25 protein-coding genes are annotated in these 24,472 nt (G+C 71.3%); 17 read left to right on the forward strand and 8 right to left on the reverse strand.

The genetic code is table 11. The features are described 5' to 3' along the window. Genes OG787_RS01820 through OG787_RS01830 form a run of 3 tightly spaced genes read right to left on the reverse strand, consistent with a single transcriptional unit; the run spans position 1 to position 2,617 of the window. Positions 1-783: an ABC transporter permease gene (locus tag OG787_RS01820; RefSeq protein WP_405534075.1), complete on the reverse strand. Its 783-nt coding sequence runs from the start codon at positions 781-783 to the stop codon at positions 1-3. Further along, entirely contained in the window at positions 780-1,643 is an 864-nt protein-coding gene (locus OG787_RS01825) for an ABC transporter permease (RefSeq protein WP_405534076.1), read from the reverse strand. Before OG787_RS01825 ends, OG787_RS01820 begins: the two co-directional genes overlap by 4 nt. Then, positions 1,640-2,617 carry an ABC transporter substrate-binding protein gene (locus OG787_RS01830; protein ID WP_369036362.1) on the reverse strand — a complete coding sequence of 326 codons (978 nt, stop codon included), beginning with the start codon at positions 2,615-2,617 and terminating at the stop codon, positions 1,640-1,642. The genes OG787_RS01825 and OG787_RS01830 overlap by 4 nt, the downstream gene beginning before the upstream one ends. Positions 2,618-2,775: 158 nt before the next feature. Between OG787_RS01830 and OG787_RS01835 the strand changes: the two genes are divergently transcribed. Next, complete coding sequence (locus OG787_RS01835) at positions 2,776-3,594, forward strand: PaaX family transcriptional regulator C-terminal domain-containing protein (protein ID WP_405534077.1); 819 nt, start codon at positions 2,776-2,778, stop codon at positions 3,592-3,594. Here OG787_RS01835 and OG787_RS01840 read toward each other — a convergent pair. From OG787_RS01840 to OG787_RS01850, 3 genes are all read right to left on the reverse strand, one after another. Then, on the reverse strand, positions 3,584-4,351 hold the full coding sequence (locus tag OG787_RS01840) for a hypothetical protein (RefSeq protein WP_405534078.1): 768 nt from the start codon (positions 4,349-4,351) through the stop codon (positions 3,584-3,586). The genes OG787_RS01835 and OG787_RS01840 overlap by 11 nt on opposite strands. 58 nt (positions 4,352-4,409) lie before the next feature. Further along, entirely contained in the window at positions 4,410-5,435 is a 1,026-nt protein-coding gene (locus OG787_RS01845; RefSeq protein ID WP_405534079.1) for a DUF6745 domain-containing protein, read from the reverse strand. A gap of 96 nt (positions 5,436-5,531) precedes the next feature. After that, a complete protein-coding gene (locus OG787_RS01850) occupies positions 5,532-5,858 on the reverse strand; it encodes a hypothetical protein (protein WP_369036366.1) in 327 nt (108 codons plus the stop codon). Positions 5,859-6,104: 246 nt separating this feature from the next. Here OG787_RS01850 and OG787_RS01855 point away from each other — a divergent pair, with 246 nt between their 5' ends. The 9 genes from OG787_RS01855 to OG787_RS01895 all read left to right on the forward strand — a co-directional run bounded on the left by OG787_RS01855 (position 6,105) and on the right by OG787_RS01895 (position 14,977). Continuing rightward, entirely contained in the window at positions 6,105-7,073 is a 969-nt protein-coding gene (locus OG787_RS01855) for an STM4015 family protein (protein WP_405534080.1), read from the forward strand. Positions 7,074-7,121: 48 nt separating this feature from the next. Beyond that, complete coding sequence (locus OG787_RS01860) at positions 7,122-8,243, forward strand: STM4014 family protein (RefSeq protein ID WP_405534081.1); 1,122 nt, start codon at positions 7,122-7,124, stop codon at positions 8,241-8,243. Positions 8,244-8,274: 31 nt separating this feature from the next. Next, entirely contained in the window at positions 8,275-9,081 is an 807-nt protein-coding gene (locus OG787_RS01865) for an STM4013/SEN3800 family hydrolase (RefSeq protein WP_405540380.1), read from the forward strand. After that, the gene (locus tag OG787_RS01870; protein ID WP_405534082.1) at positions 9,078-10,433 is read left to right on the forward strand and encodes an STM4012 family radical SAM protein; all 1,356 of its coding nucleotides are present in this window, start codon (positions 9,078-9,080) and stop codon (positions 10,431-10,433) included. The genes OG787_RS01865 and OG787_RS01870 overlap by 4 nt, the downstream gene beginning before the upstream one ends. Before the next feature lie 10 nt (positions 10,434-10,443). Further along, on the forward strand, positions 10,444-11,367 hold the full coding sequence (locus OG787_RS01875; RefSeq protein ID WP_405534083.1) for an STM4011 family radical SAM protein: 924 nt from the start codon (positions 10,444-10,446) through the stop codon (positions 11,365-11,367). A 25-nt stretch (positions 11,368-11,392) separates the two neighbouring features. After that, on the forward strand, positions 11,393-11,965 hold the full coding sequence (locus OG787_RS01880; RefSeq protein WP_369036371.1) for a hypothetical protein: 573 nt from the start codon (positions 11,393-11,395) through the stop codon (positions 11,963-11,965). 140 nt (positions 11,966-12,105) lie between these two features. Beyond that, positions 12,106-12,975 carry an SDR family oxidoreductase gene (locus tag OG787_RS01885; protein ID WP_369036372.1) on the forward strand — a complete coding sequence of 290 codons (870 nt, stop codon included), beginning with the start codon at positions 12,106-12,108 and terminating at the stop codon, positions 12,973-12,975. Between the two features lie 138 nt (positions 12,976-13,113). Next, entirely contained in the window at positions 13,114-13,875 is a 762-nt protein-coding gene (locus OG787_RS01890) for a nuclear transport factor 2 family protein (protein WP_369036373.1), read from the forward strand. 118 nt (positions 13,876-13,993) lie between these two features. After that, on the forward strand, positions 13,994-14,977 hold the full coding sequence (locus OG787_RS01895; RefSeq protein ID WP_405534084.1) for a protein-ADP-ribose hydrolase: 984 nt from the start codon (positions 13,994-13,996) through the stop codon (positions 14,975-14,977). Here OG787_RS01895 and OG787_RS01900 read toward each other — a convergent pair. Beyond that, positions 14,947-15,921 (reverse strand): helix-turn-helix domain-containing protein, encoded by a 975-nt coding sequence (locus tag OG787_RS01900; RefSeq protein ID WP_405534085.1) that lies wholly within the window; start codon positions 15,919-15,921, stop codon positions 14,947-14,949. The genes OG787_RS01895 and OG787_RS01900 overlap by 31 nt on opposite strands. Positions 15,922-16,029: 108 nt before the next feature. Here OG787_RS01900 and OG787_RS01905 point away from each other — a divergent pair, with 108 nt between their 5' ends. The 5 genes from OG787_RS01905 to OG787_RS01925 all read left to right on the forward strand — a co-directional run bounded on the left by OG787_RS01905 (position 16,030) and on the right by OG787_RS01925 (position 20,887). Next, entirely contained in the window at positions 16,030-16,896 is an 867-nt protein-coding gene (locus OG787_RS01905) for an NAD-dependent protein deacetylase of SIR2 family (RefSeq protein ID WP_405534086.1), read from the forward strand. A 175-nt stretch (positions 16,897-17,071) separates the two neighbouring features. Then, positions 17,072-18,001, forward strand: a complete 930-nt coding sequence (locus OG787_RS01910) for an ABC transporter ATP-binding protein (protein ID WP_405534087.1) — start codon at positions 17,072-17,074, stop codon at positions 17,999-18,001. Beyond that, positions 18,001-18,837 (forward strand): ABC transporter permease, encoded by an 837-nt coding sequence (locus OG787_RS01915; RefSeq protein WP_405534088.1) that lies wholly within the window; start codon positions 18,001-18,003, stop codon positions 18,835-18,837. The genes OG787_RS01910 and OG787_RS01915 overlap by 1 nt, the downstream gene beginning before the upstream one ends. 26 nt (positions 18,838-18,863) lie before the next feature. After that, the gene (locus OG787_RS01920) at positions 18,864-20,222 is read left to right on the forward strand and encodes a sensor histidine kinase (RefSeq protein WP_405534089.1); all 1,359 of its coding nucleotides are present in this window, start codon (positions 18,864-18,866) and stop codon (positions 20,220-20,222) included. Then, positions 20,219-20,887 (forward strand): response regulator, encoded by a 669-nt coding sequence (locus tag OG787_RS01925; protein WP_369036380.1) that lies wholly within the window; start codon positions 20,219-20,221, stop codon positions 20,885-20,887. The genes OG787_RS01920 and OG787_RS01925 overlap by 4 nt, the downstream gene beginning before the upstream one ends. Positions 20,888-21,118: 231 nt before the next feature. On the opposite strand, the gene OG787_RS01930 is transcribed toward OG787_RS01925, so the two are convergent. Further along, positions 21,119-22,495, reverse strand: a complete 1,377-nt coding sequence (locus tag OG787_RS01930) for a DEAD/DEAH box helicase (protein WP_405534090.1) — start codon at positions 22,493-22,495, stop codon at positions 21,119-21,121. A 250-nt stretch (positions 22,496-22,745) separates the two neighbouring features. Here OG787_RS01930 and OG787_RS01935 point away from each other — a divergent pair, with 250 nt between their 5' ends. Then, on the forward strand, positions 22,746-23,603 hold the full coding sequence (locus OG787_RS01935; RefSeq protein ID WP_405534091.1) for an aldo/keto reductase: 858 nt from the start codon (positions 22,746-22,748) through the stop codon (positions 23,601-23,603). A 153-nt stretch (positions 23,604-23,756) separates the two neighbouring features. After that, positions 23,757-24,470, forward strand: coding sequence for a DUF2993 domain-containing protein (locus tag OG787_RS01940; protein ID WP_405534092.1), 714 nt, complete (start codon positions 23,757-23,759; stop codon positions 24,468-24,470). The last annotated feature ends 2 nt before the right edge of the window (positions 24,471-24,472 follow it).

The raw sequence follows: 24,472 nt of genomic DNA on the forward strand, positions 1-24,472 counted from the left end.
TCAGGGGGTGCGCCGGGCGCTGCGCAGGCCGTGGTACCAGGCCAGGGCGCGGTTCTCGGCGAACCGGAAGAGCAGGGAGAGGAGGAAGCCGAGGATGCCCAGCAGCAGGACGCCGCTCCACATCTCGGGGATGGCGAACGAGCGCTGGAACTGGACGATGGTGAAGCCGAGTCCGTTGCTGGCGGCGAACATCTCGCTGATGACCATGAGGATGATGCCGATCGACAGGGCCTGGCGCATGCCGGTGACGATCTGCGGGCTCGCCCCGCGCAGCACCAGGTGCCGCAGACGCGCGGCGCCGGTGATGCCGTAGGACCGGCAGGTGTCGCTGAGCACCTCGTCCACGGCGCGGACGCCCTCGACGGTGTTGAGCAGGATCGGCCAGACGCAGCCGCTCACGATGACGAGCACCTTCATGGTGTCGCCGATGCCGGCGAACAGCATGATCACCGGTACGAGCACGGGCGGCGGGATGGCCCGGAAGAGTTCGAGGACGGGTTCCAGGACGTCGCGTACGGCCCGTCGCATACCGACCAGCAGCCCGAGCCCCACGCCGATCACGACGGCGAGGAGATAGCCGGCCGTGAGGCGCAGGAGGCTCGGTACGACGTCGGACAGCAGCCGCTCCCCCGTCCAGGTCTTCCCGAAGGCCTCCAGGATGGCGGAGAGGGGCGGGACGTAGAAGTCGGTGCTGTCGGCGGTGGTGAACCACCACACGGCGAACAGGACGGCGGGCAGCCCGAGGACGACCAGGGCGCGGCGCAGGACGGTGAGGGCGGTCATCCGGCCACCTCCGTGCGTACGGACTGGTGCCAGTGCAGTGCCCGTCGCTCGACCGCTCGCGCCGCCAGGTTGACGGCGACGCCGAGCAGTCCGGTGACCAGGACCAGGGCGTAGACGCGCGGTACGGCTCCGGAGGTCTGGGCGACGGCGATCTCCTGGCCGAGTCCGGGTGCGCCGATGACGAGTTCGGCGGTGACGGCGAGGATGAGGGCCACGGTGGCGGCCAGCCGTACGCCCGTCATGACGTACGGCAGCGCGGTGGGCCACATGACGTGGCGCAGCCGCCCCCAGGTGCCGAGCCGGTAGCTGCGGGCGGTGTCGTCGGCGACCGGGTCGACGTCCTGGATGCCGGCCAGGACCTGGACGATGACCTGCCAGAAGGCGGCGTACACCACGAGCAGCAGCTTCGACCGGAGGTCGGCGCCATAGAGGAGGACGGCGACGGGGATCAGGGCGACGGACGGGATGGGGCGCAGGAACTCGATGGTGGAGGCGGTGACCGCGCGCAGTACGGGGATCGAGCCGATGACGAGTCCGGCGGCCACGCCCGCCACGACGGAGATGGCCAGGCCCAGGCCCCAGCCGGTGAGGGTGTCGCCGAGCGCGGTCCAGAAGGTCTGCTCGGCGAGCAGCGCCCACAGTGCGCGGAGGGTCTCGGAGGCCGGTGGAAGGTAGTTGGCCGACACCAGGCCGGTGTGCGGCAGCACTTCGAGTACGGCGACCAGCCCGGCGAGTCCGGCGAGTCCCCGCAGCGGGGTGACGGCCCGCTCCGGGAGTCGCCGCCGGGCGGGGAGCCCGCCGGAACCGGTGTCGGTCCCGGCGGGGCCCGCCATGGCGGTCGTGACGGCGGGGCGGGTCATGAGAACAGGGCGGTCAGGTCGGGCTTCTTGCCGTCGAAGAGGCCGTCCGTCTCCCCGAGGGAGGCCAGCTTCTCCAGCGAGGCCATGTCGATCTCCGCCGGCCAGGCGGGCAGTGTGAGCTCGTTCAGGACGTCGCCGCTGATCTTTGTATAGGTGGTGAGGATCTGGCGTGCCTCGTCCGGGTGGTCGGTGGCGTACTTCAGCGACTCGGTCATGGCCGCGGCGAACTTCTTGACCAGGTCGGGCTTCTGTTTCGTGAGCTGGGTGGAGGTGAAGTACGTCGCCACGGTGAGCTTCGGGTCCGTCTCGGCGAACGGCGAGGCCACGATGCGCGCACCCTGCGCCTTGGCCGCGTTCATCGCGGGATCGCCCATCCAGGCGGCGTCCACCCGCCCGGCGTCCAGTGCGGCCGGCATCTGGTCGAACGGTATTTCGACGAACTTGACCTTCGACGGGTCACCGCCGGCCAGCCGGACCGACTCGCGCACCGTGGTGGATCCGATGTTCTGAAGGGTGTTGACGGCGACCGTCCGCCCGGCGAGGTCCTTGGCCGACTTGATCGAGCTGTCCTTCTTCACGGCCACCCCGGTGACGTCACCCCCCACCTTCCCGTTGGAGGCCGCGCCGTTGACCACGGACTTGATCGGTACGCCCTTGACCTGGGCGATCATCAGCGACGTGGTGTTGCTGAACCCGAACTGGAACTGGTCGCTCACCACACCGGGGATGATCGCCGCGCCGCCCTGGGCGCTCACCATCTCCAGTTCGATGCCCCGGCTGCTGAAGAACCCCTTCTTCTGGCCCAGATAGAGCGGGGCGACATCGATGATGGGGATGATGCCGACCTTGACCTTGGTGGTCCCGCTGCCGCCCGAGGACGACGAACCACTCTCCGCCGGGTCCGACGACCCGCATCCGGCCGCGCCGACGACCGTGATCACTACTGCGGCAAGCCCGAGAATGCGCCTTTGCATGGGCCCCTCCTGAGGAAGCAACACCGGATGTTGTGCACTTTCTTGACGGCCGCAATGTACACACCTATGTTCGCGCTGTCAGCACTCCGGACAAGAGAGGCCCCGACAACTTCGACGAGCGCGGCCCACCCAACAAGGCCCAGTCACAAGGGAGTTCAGTGCGCCCTCAGTCGCTCCTGTTCGCCTTCTTCGGCAGCTATGTGCTGGAGGAGGGGCTCGGACACGTGTACTCGGGCAGCATCATCGATGTCCTCGCCCGCACCGGAGTCGGCGAACCGGCCGTCCGGTCCACCCTCACCCGCATGGTCAACCGGGGGCTGCTGGAGCGTCAGCGCCAGGGCCGCAGGATGCACTTCGGCCTGACCGCGCAGGCCGAGCAGATCCTCTGGGACGGAAAGCGACGCCTCTGGCAGACCGGTGCCGTCAACGACGACTGGGACGGCACCTGGACACTGCTCGGCTTCTCGCTGCCCGAGTCCTGGCAGCGCCAGCGGCACGATCTGCGCTCCCGGCTCACCTGGTCGGGGTTCGGCGCCCTGTACAGCGGATTATGGATCGCGCCCGGTGACGTCGACGCCTCCTCGCTCGTCTCCGAGCTGGGCCTCGCCGCCCATGTCAAGATCTTCCACGCCACGGCCGACGACGCCACCGACATCGGCCTGATGATCCGTGACACCTGGGACCTGGGCGGCGTCGGCGCCCGGTACGCCGACTTCGACGAGCGCTGGTCCACCTGGCCCGCCACCGGCTGCGGCGATCCGCTCGGCATCCGGCTGCGGGTGATCAGCGAGTGGCTGGACATCATCCGCACGGACCCACGGCTGCCCGCCCGCCACCTGCCCTCCGACTGGCCGGCCCGCGCTGCCCAGGAGACCTTCCACCGCATCGCGCGACAGACCGAGGCCCCCGCCCGCCGGACGGCCATCGAGTTCCTGGAGACCACGAGACGGCCGCCCGGCGCGGCGGTCACCGCTTGAGGCTCGACATCAGGTCACGCATGTCAGTGATCATGGCCGACCGGTACAAGGACAGGTCGGGGAGTTCCGGCCCGTCACCGACCGCGTTCTCGTCCGGGTTCTCGCTCTCACTCTCGCGCTCGCTCTGGTAGTACGTGAAGACGGAGAGATCCAGCGAGAGGACCGCTCCGCCGTCCAACACCCGCAACTCCGCATCGCCGTTGTCCCGGGTCAGGAGATACGCCTTGTCGCCGAGGTCGGGAACCGTCTCGACCTGTTCTTCGGGCAGAACGCCGTCGTCGGTCACCCGTCGTCGTGCCTCGAACTCCGCGCCGGGGTCGGTCTTCTTGTGCAGTGCCACCGTTATTCCGACGGTGTAGCCGGTGAACCAGCCCTTCCCGGACTCCCCCGCGCCGGCCAGGAACCGGAGAGGTATGGAGCACTGGATCTGGTCGAGGGCGGCATGGCGCAGCAGCCCGGAATCGACCTTGGTGGTGGGCTCTCGCGGCGCGATCACCTCGCCGATCGCCTTCAACCGCAGCGACGGGCAAGGGTCCTGCTTCAGCTGGTACCCGCTCAGATCCGGCGCTCGATCGCCCCCTCCGTGCAGGAACAGCGCCGCTGCCCAGAGGACCGACGCCATGACCGCCCCTCCCAGCGCCCACTGCCACGGCCTCCGCGGCCGGAGTTCCCCACCGGGCTCCTCGTCGAAGCCGCCCACCACCTCACGGGTGTCGACTCCACCGAACTCCCCCGCCATCTCCGGCTCAGAAATCATCCCGCTCCCTCGGCCGTGCCTTCCGCCTTCGTCAGGATGATCGCAGCACTGCCCCCGTTCACGTCTGTCGCAGAGGCTCGTACACCTCCGCCTCGACACCGAACGTCCAGGCCACTCCCTCACGGGCCGTACGGGTCGTCGGCGGCACCCTCAGCCAATACGTACGGCTCGACCCGTCCGGTTCAGGTGTGGAGTTGACGACTTCGACCATCACCACGTCCTCGTCGCCGACGAGTTGGACGCGCCACAGCACGCCCGTCTCGTCGCGGTGGACGGGGACCGCGCCGGACTCCTCCAGGTAGCGGTCGTAGCCGTAGAACTCCAGCATCACCCGGCGGAGTTCGGCGTTCTCCTCGTCGCGGATGCGTTCCGGGGTCAGTGCGGTCAGGTCGTCCAGGAAGTCCTTCGGGACGGGCATGCCGCGCCAGGCGTACAGCTCGAACCCGTCCGCGTAGCCAAGTGCCGGGCCGTCGCCCCGGTCCAGGCGGCCCGCCTCGTCGCGGTGCAGGGTCAGCGGGCGTTCGCTGAGGACCACCGTCTTCTCGTACGGCCACCACCAGCCCGCGTCGCGCGCCACGGCGGCCAGTCCCGCCAGCGGGCTGTCGTCACCCGGCTCGAACGCGCACAGCCAGGCCGCGTCGTGCTGTCCGAGTGCGGCGTCCAGAAGCAGCAGCCGGACCCGCGCCTCCTCCTTGCGGTCGGCGCCGAGTTCCTCGACGATTCCCGCCCGCACCCGGTCGACCAGCATGCGGGTCGACTCCCACAGGCCGGCTCCCGTGGCCCGCCAGTGCCCGCTCCACCGCTCCGGGCCCAACTGCGCGTGCAGCCGCTCCCGTTCGGCCGCCCAGGGCGCGCTCCACACGGCGTTGCGGACACCGGCGCCGAGGGCGCCCAGCGGCGAGCCGTCCGGTTGCGTCGCCGTCATGAGCATCCGTACGGCTTCGAGGGGCGAACGCGCCCACACGACGCGCTCGGGTTCCGCCAGTCCCGCGCGCCGGTAGGCGAGCCGGACGCCTTCCTCGGCCGCCGCCCGGTCGCCAGGTCCCGTCGCTGCCGCCGCCGTCCGCCAACTGCCCTGGTCCATCAGTGCCGTTCCTCTCCAAGTGCTGTCGCCGGCCCGCATCCCCGTGCCGTCCGGCCCTTTCGCTTCGTTCGTCCCGCACATGTGCCCGGGGCATGGTCAGTCGGCGACGACGCGCACCGAACCCGGTACGTACTCCCGCTGCCTGATCACCCGGTACCAGCCCTTCGGGAGCGTGATCGCCGCGTGCTCCTCGTGGACGACGCGCGCACCCTCGGGCACGTGCAGCAGCATCGGGCCGAACACTCCGGCCTCGCGGATCAGCCGTCCCGGACCGGCCACCGCATGGGCGTGCCCGGTGACCTCACCGAGCGCCAGGACGAGTCGGCCACGGCCGTCGCGCGGTTCGGACGCCGCGTCGACCGCGTACTCCGGCACCGCGCCCTCCGCCAGCGCCACGATCAGTACGTCTCCCTGCCGGTACATGGGTCTCCCTCCCGATGCGGCACGCCGTGTGCCATGGGAACGACCGTAGGGGCGGGCACTGACAATCGGTCCTCGGAGCGGTTGTCGACGGGTCGCCGAAGGTCCGCTCCGCCTTGCGGGAGGCCCCAGTTGGCCGCGTTGTCAGTGGGGCTTGGTAGAACTCCTCTACCTGGACGCGATCGGCGCGCGCCAGGACGGGAATCACGACCGCCGATCCACCGGACCCAGCACAGGGAGCAGGCACGCATGACCCTCGGTAGCCACCTCCAGGAATTCCACGGCCTGCCGGCCTTCGCCTTTCCCTACGCCGGTGACACACCGGCGGACACGTCCGCCTTCCCGTCGCCCGAGTCCGTCGCCTGGTGCGTCGCCGTGGAGTCCTACGACTCCAAGGAGGAGTGGGAGGACGCCTTCGCCCGCTTCCTGGAGGCCGTGGACACCCGGCAGGTCCGCGCCCTGATCGTCGGCGCGTGGAGCGAGGTGTACGAGAACGGCCCGGACGAGGTGATCAAGGCGCTGGTCGCGGCCCGCGACCGACTGCCCGCCCTGCGCGGTCTGTTCCTGGGCGACATCGTGATGGAGGAGGCCGAGATCTCCTGGATCACCCAGGGCGAGGTCACTCCCCTCCTGGAGGCCTTTCCCGACCTGGAGGAGTTCGGCGTCCGCGGGGGCAGCGAGCTGGTCTTCCCCGCCGTCCGTCACGAGCGGCTGCGCAGCCTGACGGTCGAGACCGGCGGCCTGCCCGTCGAGGTGGTGCGCGGCATCGCGGGCAGCGATCTGCCCGCCCTCGTCGAACTCGACCTGTGGCTGGGCACGTCCGAGTACGGGGGCGACGCCGACGTGGCCGACCTGGAGCCCTTCTTCGCGGGCACGAGGCTGCCGAGCCTGACGCATCTCGCCCTGCGCAACAGCGAGATCCAGGACGCCATCTGTACGGCGCTCGCGTCCGCGCCGGTGGTGGCGCGCCTGGAGGTTCTCGACGTCTCGATGGGCGTGCTCACCGACGACGGCGCCACGGCACTGCTGACCGGTCAGCCCTTGACGCATCTGAAGAAGCTCGACCTGCACCACAACTACCTCAGCGAGGAGTTGCGCACGCGGCTGCTGGAGACGCTGGAGCCCGCCGGAGTGGAGGTCGACGCCGATCCCGACGACGCCGACTCCGACGAGGAGGACGACGGCACGGTCTGGCGGTTCGTCGCGGTGGGCGAGTAGCGCGCTCCGGGCTCCGGAGGCGGGAACGAAGGGGGGAAGGTGAGCACCATGGGGCGCAGGGGTCCGGGGGACGCCCCGCCGAGGTGGGCGGTGGTCGCCAATGGGGACAACCGTCGGGTGGCCCTGTTCGCGGCGGCTGCGGAGGCCGCCGGTCATGGCACGCCTCGCGTGGTCGAGTGGCACGACGTGCTGCGGGAGGGCGGACACGACTTCGCGGACGACGAGTTGGTCCGCCTCGACTCTCCGGGGGAGAGCGCCGAGGTGGATGTCCTGCTGCGCGGGGTCGACGATCCGACGCGGGTGGAGGGGTCCGCGCGCTGGTACGGGCGGTTCCTGGAGGGCGTGGCCTCGTTGCGCGGCGGGCGACGGCTCGACGACCCGGTGGAGCTGGCGGTGATGTTCGACAAACGGCTGTGTCACGACCGGCTCGCCCGGGCGGGCGTCCCTGTGCCGCCGTCCCCGACCTCCGGGGACGTACCGCCGGTGCGGGACTGGGCGGACGTACGGCGCCTCATGGCGGAGGCGGACCTGCGGCGTGTCTTCGTCAAGCTCGCGCACGGTTCCTCGGCCTCCGGTGTGCTGGCGATCGAGACGGCCGCGTCGGGGCGGATCCGCGCGACCACGTCCGTGGAGCGCGCCGAGGCGGGCAGGCTGCACAACTCCCTGCGCGTGCGCCGGTACACCGAGGAACGGGAGATCGCCGCGATCGTCGACACACTCGCCCCGGACGGGCTGCACATCGAGCGGTGGCTGCCGAAGGCCTCGCTCGGCGGCCGGTCGGCGGATCTGCGCATCGTCGTCGTGGGCGGCCGGGCCACCCACGCCGTGGTCCGCACCAGCCGTTCCCCGCTGACCAATCTGCATCTCGGCGGGACACGCGGCGACCTGGCGGCCGTACGGGCGCTGGCCGGTGACCGGTGGGCCACGGCCCTCGAAACCAGTGAACGGGCCGCGGCCTGCTTCCCCGGCACCCTGTGCGTCGGCGTCGACCTCCTGCCGGCCGTCGGCTGGCGCCGCTTCGCCGTCGGCGAGGTCAACGCGTTCGGTGACCTGCTCCCCCGGCTGACCGGCCTGCCGGGCAGCGGGGCCGAGGGCCTGGACACGTACGCCGCACAGGTCGTGGCGGCCCCTTCCTTCTCATCGCCGAGGACCACCCATGCCACCGTCTGAGCCCTCCCCCGCCCCGGCCTTCGGGCTGGACATGAACGAGGTGGTGGGCCGTGACGACCTGCTCCTCCTCACCCTGGACACCCTCCGGTACGACGTGGCCGTCGAACTCGCCGTCGCCGGACGGCTGCCCAACCTGACCGCGCGTCTGCCGGGCGGCGTCTGGGAGAAGCGGCACGCGCCCGGGAGCTTCACCTACGCCTCCCACCAGGCGATGTTCGCGGGCTTCCTGCCCACCCCGGCCGGACCCGGACCGCATCCGCGCCTGTTCGCCGCCAAGTTCGCGGGCAGTGAGACCACGGCGGACGGTACGTATGTCTTCGACACCCCGGACCTCGTGTCCGGCCTGGCCGCGCACGGGTACCGCACGGTGTGCATCGGCGGCGTCGGCTTCTTCAACAAGCAGGGCGCCCTGGGCGACGTACTGCCCGGGTTCTTCCAGGAGAGCCACTGGGAGCCGTCGTTCTCCGTGGCCTCCCCGACCTCCTTCGAGGCGCAGGTGGCGCGTGCCGAGAAGACGGTGTCCGAACTGCCACCCGAGCAGCGGCTGTTCCTCTTCCTGAACGCCTCCGCGCTGCACCAGCCGAACTGGTTCCACCTGCCCGGCGCGACCCGAGAGGCGGGCGACAGCCGCCTCACCCATGCCGCCGCGCTGGAGTACATCGACCGTCACGTCGGGCGGCTGTTCGCGGCGATGAGTTCACGCCGCCGCTGCTTCGCCATCGTCTGCTCCGACCACGGCACCGCCTACGGGGACGACGGTTACACCGGCCACCGCCTCGGCCACGAGTCCGTGTGGACCGTGCCCTACGGCCACTTCTTCCTGGAGCCGTCCGTATGACCGTCACCGCGATCGACACCACCGTCGGCTCACCTCGCCCGTACCAGAGCTATACGTACGCGTACCCGCACAAGACCGCCTACCGAAAGCTGCCCACAAGCCCCCGGCTCGCGGACCTGTGGGCCGGAGAGTCCCGGCAATCCCTGTCGCTGTATCTGCACATCCCGTTCTGCGAGATCCGCTGCGGCTTCTGCAACCTGTTCACCCGTATCGGCGCGCCGGGCGATCTGACGGGCCGCTATCTGGACGCCGTACAGCGCCAGGCCGCCGCCGTCCGCGAGGCGTTGGGCGACGCGGAGCCCCCGCGGTTCGCCAACGCGGCCTTCGGCGGCGGCACTCCGACGTTCCTGGAGGCCGCGGAGCTGGAACGGCTGTGCGACATCGCCGAGCGGGAGATGGGCGTCGACCTGCGGGCCGTCCCGCTGTCCGTGGAGGCGTCGCCGTCCACGGCCACGGCCGACCGGCTGGCGGTGCTGGCCGAGCGGGGCACCACCCGCCTCAGCCTGGGCGTCCAGAGCTTCGTCGAGGAGGAGGCACGGGCCGCCGTACGCCCGCAGCACAGGTCCGACGTCGAGGCGGCGCTGACCCGTATCCGTGAGGCAGGCGTGCCCGTCCTCAACATCGATCTGATCTACGGCATCGACGGGCAGACCGCGGCCAGTTGGCGCTACTCCCTCGACGCGGCCCTGGCCTGGCGCCCCGAGGAGATCTACCTCTACCCGCTCTACATCCGCCCGCTCACCGGACTCGGCCGCCGTGTCGACCCGGCGGCGGCCGACCGGGAGTGGGACGAACAGCGCCTGCGCCGCTACCGGGAGGGCCGCGACCATCTGCTCTCCCAGGGCTACGAGCAGGTGTCGATGCGGATGTTCCGGCGCTCGGACGCGCCGCCGCAGGGTCCGGACGACTACGCCTGCCAGACCGACGGGATGATCGGCCTGGGCTGCGGCGCCCGTTCGTACACCTCCCGGCTGCACTACTCCTTCGACTACGCCGTGTCGATGGGCGAGATACGCGGCATCATCGACGACTACACGGCCACCACCGACTTCTCCCGGGCTCTGCACGGGCGCCCGGTCGACGAGGACGAGGCCCGGCGCCGGCATCTTTTGCAGTCGCTGCTCCAGGCCCAGGGCATGCCCGTCGCGGAGTACCGGCTCCGGTTCGACACCGACCCTTACGCCGACTTCCCCGCCGAGCTGGACACCCTCGATGCCCGTGGCTGGCTGGAGAACGGTCCGGAGGAACAACTGCGGCTGTCCGCCGAGGGGTTGGCCCACTCGGACGCCATCGGGCCCGAGTTCTTCTCACCGGACGTGCGTGCCGCCATGGCCGCCTACGAGACGAAGTGAGCGGGGTTCCGTGGATCTGACGCTGCTGTACCGGGGGCCGCTCTCCTCCTGCGACTACGACTGTCCCTACTGCCCGTTCGCGAAGCGACGCGACAGCACGGCGCAGCTCCGCGCCGACCGTGCGGCACTGGAGCGGTTCACCGGGTGGGCGGGCGAGCAGCGGGAGGACCGGCTGTCGGTGCTCTTTACCCCGTGGGGCGAGGGCCTGGTCCGCTCCTGGTACCGGCGCGCTCTCGTCGACCTCTCGCACCAGCCGCACATACGGCGGGTCGCCATCCAGACCAACCTGAGCTGCCGCACAGACTGGCTCGCGGACGCGGACCGCGACACCGTCGCCCTGTGGTGCACCTACCACCCCGGGCAGACACCGTACGAACGGTTCCTGGCCAAGACGTACGAACTGTCCGCCCTCGGGGTCCGCTTCAGCGTCGGCGTCGTCGGCGTACCGGACCATCTGGAGCACGCGCGACGGCTGCGCGCGGAGTTGCCGGAGCATGTCTATCTGTGGGTGAACGCGGCCGAAGGGCACACCTACACGGACGAGGAGGCCGGCCCGTGGACAGCGCTGGACCCGCTCTTCCCGTTCAGCCGCCACCCGCACCGCTCGGCCGGCCTGCCGTGCCGCACCGGTGAGTCGGTGCTCTCGGTGGACGGCGAGGGCACCGTGCGCCGCTGCCATTTCGTCCGTACGGAGCTGGGAAATCTGTACGACGGCTCGTACCGCGCCGCGCTCGGCCCCCGGGCCTGCCCGCTGACCGTGTGCGACTGCCACATCGGTTACGTGCATCTGGAGACACTGCCGCTGTACGACGTGTTCGCGGGCGGCATCCTGGAGCGCGTGCCGAGGGCTCTCCCGGACCGGCCGCTCCTGCCGCTGGTCCCGTCCGAGTTGGCGTCGACGACGGCCGGCGTGACAGGGTCGCCCGAGTCGTGAACGTGGTGTTGGTGAGAGGAAGTTCGTGGACACGCAGACCTGGGACGCACTGGCCGCATCGATGAGGAACGCGTACACCGCGGGTCTGGGCGAGGGGGCGGTACCCCGTCCGGTCATCATGCCGCTGGTCCGCGGTGAACTGGTCGGTCTGATCTGGCTGCGTCCCGTCGAGACCGGCAAGGACGCGCTCACCGGCATCGCCCAGCTGTCGAACATCGCCGCGGCGGCCGGTGCCGACGAGGTGGTCCTCGCCTGGGAGACCCGGGACGTCGCCGCCCTGTGCGAGCTGCCGGTCACCGGCCCGGCGCCGTGCCTGAACCTGGTGCACGCCACGAAGGACGGCCACACCCTGCACCGGTTCCCGTACGCCGAGCAGCCCCTCGGCCACTCCCCCGAGGGCCTGGCCACGGTCGAGCCGCAGTGGCTGCTCGCACCCGAACCCCAGCAGGACGGCGAACTGATCCCGCCGGTCCGGGCCGCCGTCGACTACTCCTTCGTCCCGCTCGAGATCGACCACCCCTCCCCCTTCGGGGTCACCGTCGTCCTGATGGAGGAGGACGGCTACAACGTGCGCCTGACGGAGGCGTTCGCCCTCTGAGGCTGCTCCCCGCAGAGGGGCGGCGACGCGCCCAGTGGTGGCGGCCTGCCCGCCCTGCGGATCCGCGCCGGATTCAATGCACCCGGCGCGAGTTCCCGCCCGAGCCGCTCACCCCGACCCGACCGGAAGTGATGCCAGCCATGACCGAACTGCCCACCGAACTCTCCGCATCGACGCTGGTGGTCACCGGGGCCACGGGACGCCTCGGCGGACGTGTCGCCCGCCGCCTGGCCCAGCGGGGCATCGCGCAGCGGCTGCTGGTGCGCAGCCCCGAGCGGGCGCCGGACCTCCCCCGTGCCACGGCGGTCCGCGGCGGTTTCGGCGACCACGACGCCGTCGTCCGTGGACTGCGCGGCGCGAAGACCGTGTTCATGGTGTCCGCCTCCGAGAGCGCCGACCGGCTCGACCAGCACAAGGCCTTCGTGGACAGCGTGGCCGAGGCGGGTGTCGAGCACCTGGTGTACGTGTCGTTCTTCGGCGCCGCGCCCTATGCGACGTTCACGCTGGCCCGCGACCACTTCCACACCGAGGAGCACATCCGCACCAGCGGGCTGGCGTACACCTTCCTGCGCGACAACATGTACGCGGAGTTCGTGCCGGAACTGGCGGGTGCGGACGGTGTCATCCGTGGTCCGGCCGGGCAGGGGCGGGCCGCCTTCGTCTCGCAGGACGACATCGCCGACGCGGCAGTAGCGGTGCTGACGCGACCGGGCGACCACTCGGGAGCTGTGTACGACCTGACGGGGCCGGAGTCCCTGACGCTGGACGACGCCGCCCGCATCGTGTCCGAGGTGCTCGGGCGCAGCATCACCTACCAGCCCGAGACGGTCGAGGAGGCGTACGCCTCCCGTGCCTCCTACGGGGCGCCGCCGTGGCAGCTCGACGCGTGGGTGTCCACCTACACGGCCATCGCGGCCGGCCAGCTCGACGGTGTCAGCGACGCGGTGCCCTTCCTCATCGGCCGCCCGGCCACATCCCTGGCGGACGTCGTTCGCGCCATCAAGGGCTGACCCCGCCCCCGAAGCTCGCACTGTCGCTTTTTGACCATCAAAGGTCACCATTGGGCCCGGTCAACCGCGCCCTCCCGACCTAGTTTGAATACACCGCCCAGATCGCCCGGTGCGGATCCACAAACTAGGAAGACAGTCATGAGCAACGCGAAGAACACGGTTCTGAAGGCCGCCGGCGCACTCTTCGGCGACAAGGACCCCTCGGCCGTGGACCGCTGGGTCGCCGCCGACTACAAGCAGCACAGCTCCCTCGCCGCCGACGGCCCCGAAGCGCTGCGCGGACTGGTCGCCGGGCTCGGCGCCGACTTCCGCTACGAGGGCGCCCGGGTCGTCGCCGACGGCGACCTGGTCGCCCTGCACGGCACGTACCACGGCTTCGGCCCCGACCCGCTCGTCGGCTTCGACATCTTCCGCGTCGACGCCGACGGCAGGCTGGCCGAGCACTGGGACGCGCTGACCCCGCAGGTCAAGGACACCGTCTCGGGCCGCTCCCAGACCGACGGCCCGGCGGAGATCAGCGACGCCGACAGGACCGACGCCAACCGGGCCCTGGTCGCGGAGTTCGCGGAGAAGGTCCTTGTCGGCGCCGACTACTCGGTCCTGACCGACTACATCTCCACCGAGACCTACCACCAGCACAACACCGAGGCCGCCGACGGCCTCGACGGCTTCGGTGCCGCCGCCGCGAAGTGGGCCGAGCAGGGCAAGAACCTGATCTACAAGAAGGTCCACAAGGTCATCGCCGAGGGCGACTTCGTCCTGACGCAGTCCGAGGGCGAGTTCGGCGTGCCCGTCGCCTACTACGACCTCTTCCGCGTCGCCGACGGCAGGATCGTCGAGCACTGGGACGTCATCGCACCGGTGCCGGCCGAACTCCCGCACGGCAACGGCCTGTTCTGACGATCCGCCCGGTGCCCGGCAGACACGCGTCACGATGCGCGCCTGGCGGGCACCGGCACGGACCCCGCCCATCGCCCGTCGCCCAGCCCGTCCTCCGCCCCTCCGCATCGGAGCCCGCATGACGATGTCGTCGCCCTCGCCCCCGTACGACGACCGCACCGGAACGCCTTCGGAACTGCCTCTGCCCGCCTACCGCGCCGCGATCGCCCTGGACGAGCCGTTCCAGCCGTCCGCGGGTCCCGTCCCGGCCGATCGGCTGGACGAGCGGGTGCGCGCGGCGCTGCGGCTGCTCAGCACCGACCCGGCCGTGTCCCGGCTCGGGCTGCGGGCCGGCTCCCTGTGGGACCTCATCGTCACCGACGCGACGGCCCGCCGTCGGCTCCTGCGCGCCCTGCTGACCGTGCGCCCGCCCGGCCCGCTGCCGGACGGCGCCTCCGACGCGGTGGACTCCGTGCTCAGCACGGAACTCGGACTCCGCCCTACTACGCAGGCGTCCCAACTTCCCACGATCGCGGCGGAGTTCCCCCACACGACGTACCGTGCGGCCGAGCGCACCGCGCTGTGGCGGGGCGACATCACCACGCTCGCGGCCGATGCCGTCGTCAACGCCGCCAACAGCGCCCTCCTCGGCTGCTTCCAGCCCCTGCACCCCTGCATCGACAACGCCATCCACAGCGCCGCCGGACCACGGCTGCGGGACGACTGCCGGACCGTCGTCACACTCCAGGGCGCCCCCGAGCCGACCGGCACGGCCAAGATCACCCGGGGTTACCATCTGCCCGCCCGCCACGTCCTGCACACCGTCGGCCCCGTCACCGACGGCAACCCGCGTACGAGCGACGCGGAGGCACTCGCCTCCTCCTACCGGGCCTGCCTGGACCTCGCCGCCGAGGTGGAATCCATCCGCACGGTCGCCCTGTGCGCCGTGAGCACCGGCGTCTTCGGCTACCCCAAGGACCAGGCGGCCCCGATCGCCCTGCGCACGGTCGCCGACTGGCTCGACGCACGGCCGGAGCGGTTCGACCGGGTCGTGTTCACGGTGTTCGAGGCGGCCGACGAGAGCGCCTACCGTCACGCGTTGCGTTCCTCGGCGGGCCTCTGAGACTGCGCGTCGCCGCGCTGGGCGTGCTGCTCGGCGCCCGGCGGCAGCCCCTCCGCGCGCCCCCGGACGACCTCCCGGAAGTCGATCGGTGACCGCCCGACCCGGTGCAGGAAGTACTTGCTGAACTGGGACGGGTTGGCGAAGCCGAGCTGGGCCGCGATCTGGGCCGCCGTCCGGTCGCTGTGGGCCAGCAGCCGCTTGGCCTCCAGGACGACCCGGCGGTCGACGAACTCCTTGGCGCTGAGCCCGGCGGTGCCCAGCGTGGCGCGGGCCAGCGTGCGCGGGGAGTAGCCGAGCAGCTGGGCGTAGTCCTCCACCCGCCGGGTCCGGGTGAAGTGCTGTTCCACCGCGTCCCGGAACCGCAGGTACGTCTCGTCCGGCTCCGGCGCGGGGCCGCCGGCCGGCACGATGAGGTGGGCCAGCCGCAGCACGAGGACCGCCAGGAGATGGCGCAGGGCGGCCACGTGGACGTCCAGCGGCAACTGGCCGAGGGCATGGAACTCGCGGCTCAGATGCTCCACCGCGAGGTCCAGCGCCTGCGCGTCGGCGGCGACGGGCGTGCTGACGACGGGTGCGTGCGGGTCGTCGACGCGGGCCGCCGAGACGGTCGCCGCGTCGAGGAAGTCCTGCCGGAACAGGATCAGGATGCCCTCGGCCCGGGTGAGGTCGCCCCACTGCTGCACCTGCCCGGGGCGCACCCACAGCCAGGAGCCCGGCCGGAGGGCGTGGGCGGTGAAGTCCACGGTGTGCGAGAGGTCGCCCGCGCTGAGTGTGACCAGGTGATGGAAGTCGGGGCGCTGCGGCCGGGAGAGGGTGTGGCCCGGTACGCGCCGGCGCAGGTCGGCCAGCGACATGGCCTCGACTCCGGCGGGCGTACCCGCCGGGGCGGCGAAGGGGACCTCGGGGATCTCCCTCGCGGCACTGTGTCGGTTTTTGGCCATCATCAGTCGGAAGTGTATCCGGCCCGCACCCGTGTCGCCTCGTACGTTGGTGATCGCACCGCCCCGGCAGCGTGCCCGTGCGGCAGAAAACGGAAAGGGCACGAAGGTCACGTGAGTGCCACGAGCAACACCCCTCCCGCCGCCGCACAGGCCGGCGGGACGTTCCATGAGTGGCTGGGAGAGGCGGACCGCGTCCTGGTCGCGGCCGGCGCGGGCCTCAGCGCGGCCGCCGGTTACGACTACGGCGACGCCGAACGCTTCCGGCAGCTCCTTCCCGCCCTGCACCGGCTGGGCCTGCGCTCGCGTTTTCTGCTGGGTGTGCCGCTGCCACCGGACATGATGTGGGGCTACTGGGCCGTCCACATCGACGACATCCGCTACGACCCCGCCCCGAACCCGCTCTACCGGCGCCTGCGGACCCTGGTCGGCGACCGCGACCACTGGGTGATGACGTCCAACGTCGACGCGCTGTTCGTCCGCAACGGCTTCGCCGCCGACCGTGTCTTCACCCCGCAGGGCGACTACGGCCGCCTCCAGTGCACCGTGCCGTGCACACGCGAGACATGGTTCAGCAAGCCGTTCCTCGACAGGGTCCTCGCGGCGTACGACCGTGAGAGCGGCCGGGTGACCGACCCCGAGGCCCTGCCGCACTGCCCCAACTGCGGTGCCGACGTCTTTCCCAATGTCCGGGTCGGCCCCGAGTTCGTCGACGACGCCCATCTGCCCGCCGGCGAGCGACTGGCCCAGTGGCTCGACCAGAGGCCCACGGACGGCAGGTTGCTCGTCGTCGAGATCGGGGCCGGGTTCAACACCCCCGGCGTGATCCGATGGCCCATGGAGCACGTCGTACGCCACACTCCTGGGGCCCACCTCGTCCGGATCAACCCCGACCACCCCGAGGTCCCCGACGATCTGGGCGGGCGCGCACTGTCCCTCCCCCTCGGGGCGGACCGGCTGCTGGGCGGCCTCGTCGCCTGACGGATGCCGACTCCGACGTACCCCCTGCGAAGGACACGCCAGTGGTACCGCGGTACCACCCGGCCACCGAAGTGTCCCCTGTGGTCCCACGGCCGCGACCTGCCGTTCTCGTAGCTTCGACATCAGGCGCCGCGCTGTGTGTGCGGCCGTGTTCGCGGCAGGAGAGGCCACTTCCATGATCGAAGCGCGTGAGCTGACGAAGCGGTACGGCGACAAGACGGTCGTCGACCACTTGAGCTTCACCGTCAAACCGGGCGAGGTGACCGGCTTCCTGGGGCCCAACGGAGCGGGCAAGTCCACGACCATGCGCATGATCATCGGGTTGGACTCGCCGACGGCCGGCTCGGTCACCGTCAACGGCAAGTCGTACGCCAAGCACGCGGCGCCCCTGCACGAGATCGGGTCCCTCCTTGAGGCCAAGTCCGTCCACCCTGGGCGTACCGCGTTCAACCATCTGATGGCGCTGGCCCACACCCACGGCATCTCCCGCAGTCGGGTGGACGAGGTCATCGAGCTGGCGGGGCTGACCAGCGTGGCGGGCAAGCGGGTGGGCGCCTTCTCGCTCGGCATGGGCCAGCGGCTCGGTATCGCCTCGGCGCTGCTCGCCGACCCGGCGATCGTCATGCTCGACGAACCGGTCAACGGCCTCGACCCCGAGGGCGTGCTGTGGGTGCGCAACCTGCTGCGCTCCCTCGCCGACGAGGGCCGGGCCGTGATGCTCTCCTCGCACCTGATGAGCGAGACCGCGCTGATCGCCGACCACCTCGTGATCATCGGCCGGGGCCGGCTCCTCGCGGACACCACGGTCGACGACTTCACCCGGGAGGCGGGCGGCGGAGGCGTGAAGGTCGCCACCACCGAGGCGGTGCGGCTGCGTTCGCTGCTGGCGGGCCCGGACGTCACCATCAGCTCGTCCTCCGCCGAGGAACTGGTGGTGTCGGGGCGGAGCGCCCGGGAGATCGGGGCGGTCGCCGCCGAGCACGGGGTGGCGCTGTACGAACTCACCGAGCAGTCCGTCTCCCTGGAGGAGGCCTTCATGGCCCTCACCCACGACGCCGTCGAGTACCAGAGCGCTCCCGCCGACACCGCACGAAAGGCCGCCTGATGACCACCGACACCCTTTCCGCGGCTCCAGCCCGCACGACGGTGCACAAGGTGACCGGCCTTCGGGTACTGCGTTCGGAGTGGGCCAAGTTCTGGTCGCTGCGCTCCAGTTGGATCACCCTGGGCGTCTCCCTGCTCCTGCTCGTCGCCCTCGGGGCCATCGCCTCCGCCACCTACAGCCCGGACGTCGTCGCCGACGGCGGCCCGTCCGGCGGTCCGGGCTCCGGTACCCAGGACGCGGTGAGTCTCGCGCTGCTCGGGGTGACCTTCGCATCGCTGGCCATCGGCGTCCTCGGTGTGCTCCTGTCGGCGGGCGAGTACAGCACCGGCATGATCCGCTCCACCCTCACCGCGGTACCGCGCCGACTGCCCGTCCTGTGGTCCAAGGCCGCCGTGATCGGGCCCGTCGCCCTGCTCCTCACCACCATCGGCGCACTGGCCGCCTTCCAACTGGGCACCCTCGGTCTCGACGGCGAGAAGATCGCCCTGTCCCTGAGCGACGACGGCGTACTGCGCAGTCTGGCCGGCGCCGGTGTCTACCTCGGTCTGGTCGCCGTGTTCGGCGTCGCCCTGGGTGTGCTCCTGCGCTCCTCCGCCGGGGCCATCGCGGTCCTCGTGGGTGTCCTGCTCATCCTGCCCGGCCTGGCCTCGCTGCTGCCCGACTCCCTGTACGACAGCATCAACCCGTACTTCCCCAGCAACGCGGGCTCGGCCATCTACGCCCTGCACGACTCGTCCGACGCCCTCGCACCCGGCGCGGGACTCGCCGTCTTCGCCGGCTGGGTGGCGCTCACCCTCGCCGGGGCGGCGTACCGGCTGGTCCGCAGCGACGCGTGAGTCGCGGGCCGGGGACAATGAGGGTCATGAGCCCCGAGCGGACGGCAGCCGCCGCGCATCCGGACCGGGGGACGGCGCTCGAGCCGTCCTCCGGGTTCGACGCCGCCTGGACGCACCCGCTGCTGGGCCGTCTGTTGCGCGACCAGGGCCGCCGCCGGCGGCTGGACCGGCGGCATCCGTGGCTGCTCGACACCGCGGTGGTGCTGTTCGTCGCCCTCACCAGCCTGCCCGATGTGTTCTCCGACAAGAGAGACGGCCCGTTCGAGGAGGCGGCCCCCACCAGCGACCACCCGACCGTCGTGCTGCTCGCCTTCGCCGTCGCGCTCGTCGTGCCGCTGTGGTGGCGGCGCAGAGCCCCCGCCGTCACGTACTTCGTGATCGCGCTGGTGTCTCTCGTCCAGTGGTCCCTGGACATCTGGCAACAGGCCGGACTCAGCACGCTCGTCGCCCTGTACAGCCTGGCCCTGCACGGGTCGTTGCGGATCCTGGGCTGGGCCGCCGCGCTGACCGGCGTCCAGGTCGCCCTGGCGGTGTTCGTCCTGGTGCCCGTCGAGCCTCCGCTGCTCGCCATGTTCTTCCTGCTGGGGACGGCGACCGCGGCCATCGCCGTCGGCCTGACCCTCCGGATCCGCCGGATGTACCTGGCGGCCCTGGAGGACCGCGCCGCCCGCCTGGAGATCGAGCGCGACCAACGCGTCCGGCTGACCGCCGCCGCCGAGCGGTCCCGGGTCGCGCGCGAGATGCACGACATCGTCGGCCACAACCTCTCCGTCATGGTCAGCGTCGCCGACGGCGCCGCGACCCTCGCCACCAACCGGGGCGAGCAGTCGGCCGAGGCGCTGCGCATCCTCGGCGACACCGGCCGCCAGGCCATGGGCGAACTCCGCCGCGTCCTGGGCGTCCTGCGCGAGGACCAGGACGACGTACGGCTGCTCAACCCCCAGCCCGGCATCCACGACCTGGACCTCCTGCTGACCCGGGTCCGCGCGGCGGGGCTGACGGTGACCTACCGGACGGTGGGTGAACTCGACGCACTGACCAGCGGCGTCCAGCTCACCGTCTACCGCATCGTCCAGGAGGCCCTGACCAACACGCTCAAGCACGCGGGTACGGGCTCCACCGCCGAGGTCACCGTGGCCGCGGAGGTCGGCCGGGTGCGGGTACGCGTCGAGGACACGGGCCTGCCCCCGGGGGCGTCCCCGGAGCCGGCGCCGCACACCGGCGACGCCGGTCACGGGGTGGTCGGCATCCGCCAGCGGGCCGCCATGTACAGCGGTGACGTCACCATCGGACCGCGCGACACCGGCCACGGCTGGCTCGTGGACGTCGTGCTCGACGTGCCCTCCGCGCCCGCCGCGTCGGCACCGGGAGAACTGCTGCCATGACCACCGTGCTGATCGCGGACGACCAGCCCCTACAGCGCATGGGCTTCCGCATGCTCATCGAGGGCACCCCCGGCCTGACCCCGGTCGGCGAGGCCGCGCACGGCGCCGAGGCCGTCCGGCTGGCCTCGGAACTGCGCCCCGACGTCGTCCTGATGGACATCCGTATGCCCGGCATGGACGGTCTGGAGGCGACCCGCCGCATCATCGCCTCCGGCGGTCGCACCCGCGTCCTCATCGTCACCACCTTCGACCTCGACGAGTACGCGTACGAAGGCCTGCGCGCCGGCGCCAGCGGCTTCCTGCTCAAGGACGCCCGCCCCGAGGAACTCGTCGCCGGCATCAACGCGGTCGCGACCGGCGACGCCGTGGTGGCACCCCGTCTTACCCGCCGCCTCCTGGACGCCTACGCCCACCAGGTCCTCGCCCCGCCCGGCGCCCCGGCGGCCGTCGACCCCCGCCTGCGGACGCTCAGCGACCGCGAACGCGAGGTGCTCGTCGCCATCGCGCAGGGCTGGACGAACAGCGAGATCGCCGAGCGGCTCGTCCTCACCGAGTCCACCGTCAAGAAGCACGTGGGCCGCGTCCTCGCCAAGATCGGCGCACGGGACCGCATCCAGGCCGTGATCACGGCGTACGACGCGGGACTGGTCAGGGCAAAGCCCTAGGCTGTGCCCGCGGCGTCCGCCAGCCCGGCGACGCCTGGCACGCTCCCCCAGAGCGGGACCCCACTCGCCGCACCGGGCGAATCCCCACGTACAACCAGTACGCGGGTCTCCGCCCGGCACGCCGAGAGCACACTCCCCCACTCTCGGCTGCGCTCGACCGGGGGGACCCCCATGACGCCGCCGGGCCCGCCCTCCGGGCGGACGACGGGACCTTGCGGACACGACCTGGGGTCAGCGGCCCTTGCGGACCCGGGCCGCCGCGCGGGCTTCCGCCGTCTTGCGAGCCTCGGCGGCCTTGCGGGACTCCTTCGCGGGGCGGCCCGGGCGGGTGCCGATGCCACGGAAGGGGGCGTTGCCCGTGGTCGTCTTCGTCGCGGTCGGCGGGCGCTTCGCGCCGGTGATCGCGGTCAGCTTCTCCTCACCGGAGCGCACCTGGGCGACCGTGGGCCGGATTCCGGCGTCGGACATCATCCGGTTCACGTCGCGCCGCTGGTTGGGGGTGACCAGGGTGACCACCTTCCCGGACTCCCCCGCACGCGCCGTACGTCCGCCGCGGTGCAGGTAGTCCTTGGCGTCGGCGGGCGGGTCGACGTTGACGACGAGGTCGAGCGCGTCGATGTGGATGCCCCGCGCGGCGACGTTGGTGGCCACCAGCACGGTGATCTCGCCGTCCTTGAACTGGCCGAGCGTGTGCGTGCGTTGGGGCTGCGACTTCCCGCTGTGCAGGGCGCCGGCGCGGACGCCGCTGGCCCGCAGGTGCCGGGTGAACTGGTCGACGCCGCTCTTGGTGTCCAGGAACATCAGGACGCGGCCGTCGCGGGCGGCGATCTCGGTCGCGGTCGCGTACTTGTCGGCGGCGTGGATGTTCAGGACGTGGTGTTCCATCGTGGTGACCGAGCCCGCCAGCCGGTCGACCGAGGCGAGCACCGGGTCGTGGAGGTGGTCGCGTACCAGCTGGTCGACGTTGTGGTCGAGCGTGGCCGAGAACAGCAGCCGCTGTCCGTCGGGGCGGACCTGGTCGACGAGGTCCGAGACCTGCGGCAGAAAGCCCAGGTCGCACATCTGGTCGGCCTCGTCCAGCACCGTGATCCGGACGTGGTTCAGGAGGCAGTCCCGGCGCGACACCAGGTCGGTCAGCCGCCCCGGCGTCGCGATGACCACCTCGGCACCGGCCCGCAGCGCCGCCTGCTGCTTGTTGATCGACAGCCCGCCGACCACCGTCGCCAGCCGTACGTCCAGGGTTCGCGCGTACGGTTCCAGCGCGTCGCCGACCTGCTGGGCGAGTTCCCGGGTGGGCACCAGCACCAGCGCGAGGGGCCGCTTCGCCTCGGCTCGCAGTCCCGCCGTACGGACGAGCAGCGCGAGCCCGAAGGCGAGCGTCTTGCCGGAGCCGGTGCGGGCGCGGCCCAGGACATCGCGGCCGGCCAGCGCGTTGGGGAGGGTCGCCGCCTGGATCGGGAAGGGCTCCGTCACCCCGAGGTCCGTCATCTTCGCCAGCAGCTTCGGCGGCAGCCCGAGCGCGTCGAAGGACTCGGCCGGCGGCAGGCCTGTCGCCCCCTCGGGCGTACCGGCACCGGGGTGTCCGTGAGCTGACGGTTCGGGGTTCATGAGGAGCCTTCCTGGTCTGGCGCCTGCAACGCGCTGGGGCCCGTACCCATCCGGTACGGGCCCCAGCGGTGTCGAAGCGTGACCCCATTTTACCAGCGGTGCACGTCCCGCCCTCCGGTCACCGGGATTCAGCTCCCCGGGTGCTGAATGCGTTCGTATTCCTCTATTGGACCCCGGGGCGTCCGGCGGGCAAGGCTGGAGTGCAAGCCCTTGCTCCGCGACCGCGACCCCCGGAAGAGGTAACGAGCACATGCAGACTCGACGTATCGGCGACCTGGAGGTCAGCGCGATCGGTCTGGGCGGTATGCCCATGTCGATCGAGGGCCGGCCGGACGAGGACCGTTCTCTCGCCACCATCCACGCCGCGCTCGACGCGGGCCTGACGCTGATCGACACGGCGGACGCCTACCACCGGGACGCCGACGAGGTCGGTCACAACGAGACCCTCATCGCGAAGGCGCTCGCCACCCATGAGCGCGGAGCGGACGTGCTGGTCGCCACCAAGGGCGGGCATCTGCGTCCCGGCAACGGCAGTTGGACCCTGAACGGCTCCCCCGCGTACATCAAGGAGGCGTGCGAGGCCTCACTGCGGCGGCTGGGTGTGGAGGCCATCGGGTTGTACCAGTTCCACCGGCCCGACCCCAAGGTCCCGTACGGGGAGTCGGTCGGCGCGATCCGGGACCTGCTGGACGAGGGCAAGATACGTCTGGCCGGTATCTCCAACGCGAACCCGGACCAGATCCGGCAGGCGAACGAGATCCTCGGCGGGCGTCTGGTGTCCGTGCAGAACCAGTTCTCCCCGGCCTTCCGCTCCAGCGAGCCGGAACTGCGGCTCTGCGACGAGCTGGGCATCGCGTTCCTGCCCTGGAGCCCGCTCGGCGGCATCTCCCGGGCCGGCGGGCTCGGTTCGACGTACGCCGCCTTCGCCCGGGTCGCCGAGGCCCACGGTGTGAGTCCGCAGCGCGTGTGCCTGGCCTGGATGCTCGCCAAGTCCCCGGTGGTCGTCCCGATCCCGGGTTCCTCCCGCCCGGAGACCATCCGTGACTCGGCGGCGGCCACGGAACTGACGCTCTCCGCCGAGGAGTTGGCCGAGCTGGACGCCGTCTGAGCTTGCGGGCGCCCGCTCTCCGTTCGGGGGGCGGGCACCTTGACGCGGCCTTGAACATTCGTACGACCGTTCATGGCGGGCGGCGTCCTAGAGTCTCCCCCGGCCTCCGTGTGAGCGCCCTGTACTCGGCTCGACACAACATGGGGGATCGGCGTGAGACGTCGATGGGTGAAGGTTCTGCTGATCACGGTCGTGGTGCTCGCCGCGCTGTTCACGGCTGCCGACCGCGTCGGCGTGCACTACGCCGACAAGGAGGTCACCCAGCTCGCCAAGGAGAAGTACGGCTACGCCAACACCACCGACGGTGACCTGGACGTGTCGATCGAGGGCTTTCCCTTTCTGACGCAGGCGGCCGGCGAGGAGTTCGGTCATGTGTCGCTGACCGCGCACCGGTTCTACATCGACACCACGAACAACGCCCAGGGCGGCTATCTGCACGTCGACCGTCTCCACCTGGACCTGCGTGATGTGCGGGTGACGTCGTTGACGGCACGCAGCGCCGAGGCGAACCTCGCCACCGGCACGCTGACCATCTCGTACAAGGAGCTGTCCGGAGTGGTCACCCGACTCGCGGGCAACGGCGGCCCGTTGCAGGTCTCCCGGGCGTCGGGGTCGAACGGCCAGGCGGCACGCGTCAAGGTCGCGGGCACGGTCGGCGGGACGGCGCTGAACGCCACGGGAACGCTTCTGGCGCAGGGTACGGAGCTTTCCCTGACGGTCCCCGGTGTCGAACAGACCGGACTGGACTGGCGGGTCGGCCTCCCGCAGGGCGTCGGCTTCGCATCGGCGCGAGCCACCGCCGACGGCGTCGAGATCGACCTCGTCGGTCACCAGGTGACGCTCGGTTCGTCGCGCTTCGACGGCTGACG

The organism is Streptomyces sp. NBC_00075 (assembly GCF_045041225.1).
Taxonomy (GTDB): Bacteria; Actinomycetota; Actinomycetes; order Streptomycetales; family Streptomycetaceae; genus Streptomyces; species Streptomyces adonidis.

Excerpts from the sequence above, each read along its gene's own strand:
- OG787_RS01820 (WP_405534075.1), bottom strand. The coding sequence starts at position 783 with ATGACCGCCCTCACCGTCCTGCGCCGCGCCCTGGTCGTCCTCGGGCTG.
- OG787_RS01825 (WP_405534076.1), bottom strand. The coding sequence starts at position 1,643 with ATGACCCGCCCCGCCGTCACGACCGCCATGGCGGGCCCCGCCGGGACC.
- OG787_RS01830 (WP_369036362.1), bottom strand. The coding sequence starts at position 2,617 with ATGCAAAGGCGCATTCTCGGGCTTGCCGCAGTAGTGATCACGGTCGTC.
- OG787_RS01840 (WP_405534078.1), bottom strand. The coding sequence starts at position 4,351 with ATGATTTCTGAGCCGGAGATGGCGGGGGAGTTCGGTGGAGTCGACACC.
- OG787_RS01845 (WP_405534079.1), bottom strand. The coding sequence starts at position 5,435 with ATGGACCAGGGCAGTTGGCGGACGGCGGCGGCAGCGACGGGACCTGGC.
- OG787_RS01850 (WP_369036366.1), bottom strand. The coding sequence starts at position 5,858 with ATGTACCGGCAGGGAGACGTACTGATCGTGGCGCTGGCGGAGGGCGCG.
- OG787_RS01855 (WP_405534080.1), top strand. The coding sequence starts at position 6,105 with ATGACCCTCGGTAGCCACCTCCAGGAATTCCACGGCCTGCCGGCCTTC.
- OG787_RS01860 (WP_405534081.1), top strand. The coding sequence starts at position 7,122 with ATGGGGCGCAGGGGTCCGGGGGACGCCCCGCCGAGGTGGGCGGTGGTC.
- OG787_RS01865 (WP_405540380.1), top strand. The coding sequence starts at position 8,275 with ATGAACGAGGTGGTGGGCCGTGACGACCTGCTCCTCCTCACCCTGGAC.
- OG787_RS01870 (WP_405534082.1), top strand. The coding sequence starts at position 9,078 with ATGACCGTCACCGCGATCGACACCACCGTCGGCTCACCTCGCCCGTAC.
- OG787_RS01885 (WP_369036372.1), top strand. The coding sequence starts at position 12,106 with ATGACCGAACTGCCCACCGAACTCTCCGCATCGACGCTGGTGGTCACC.
- OG787_RS01890 (WP_369036373.1), top strand. The coding sequence starts at position 13,114 with ATGAGCAACGCGAAGAACACGGTTCTGAAGGCCGCCGGCGCACTCTTC.
- OG787_RS01895 (WP_405534084.1), top strand. The coding sequence starts at position 13,994 with ATGACGATGTCGTCGCCCTCGCCCCCGTACGACGACCGCACCGGAACG.
- OG787_RS01900 (WP_405534085.1), bottom strand. The coding sequence starts at position 15,921 with ATGATGGCCAAAAACCGACACAGTGCCGCGAGGGAGATCCCCGAGGTC.
- OG787_RS01910 (WP_405534087.1), top strand. The coding sequence starts at position 17,072 with ATGATCGAAGCGCGTGAGCTGACGAAGCGGTACGGCGACAAGACGGTC.
- OG787_RS01915 (WP_405534088.1), top strand. The coding sequence starts at position 18,001 with ATGACCACCGACACCCTTTCCGCGGCTCCAGCCCGCACGACGGTGCAC.
- OG787_RS01920 (WP_405534089.1), top strand. The coding sequence starts at position 18,864 with ATGAGCCCCGAGCGGACGGCAGCCGCCGCGCATCCGGACCGGGGGACG.
- OG787_RS01925 (WP_369036380.1), top strand. The coding sequence starts at position 20,219 with ATGACCACCGTGCTGATCGCGGACGACCAGCCCCTACAGCGCATGGGC.
- OG787_RS01930 (WP_405534090.1), bottom strand. The coding sequence starts at position 22,495 with ATGAACCCCGAACCGTCAGCTCACGGACACCCCGGTGCCGGTACGCCC.
- OG787_RS01935 (WP_405534091.1), top strand. The coding sequence starts at position 22,746 with ATGCAGACTCGACGTATCGGCGACCTGGAGGTCAGCGCGATCGGTCTG.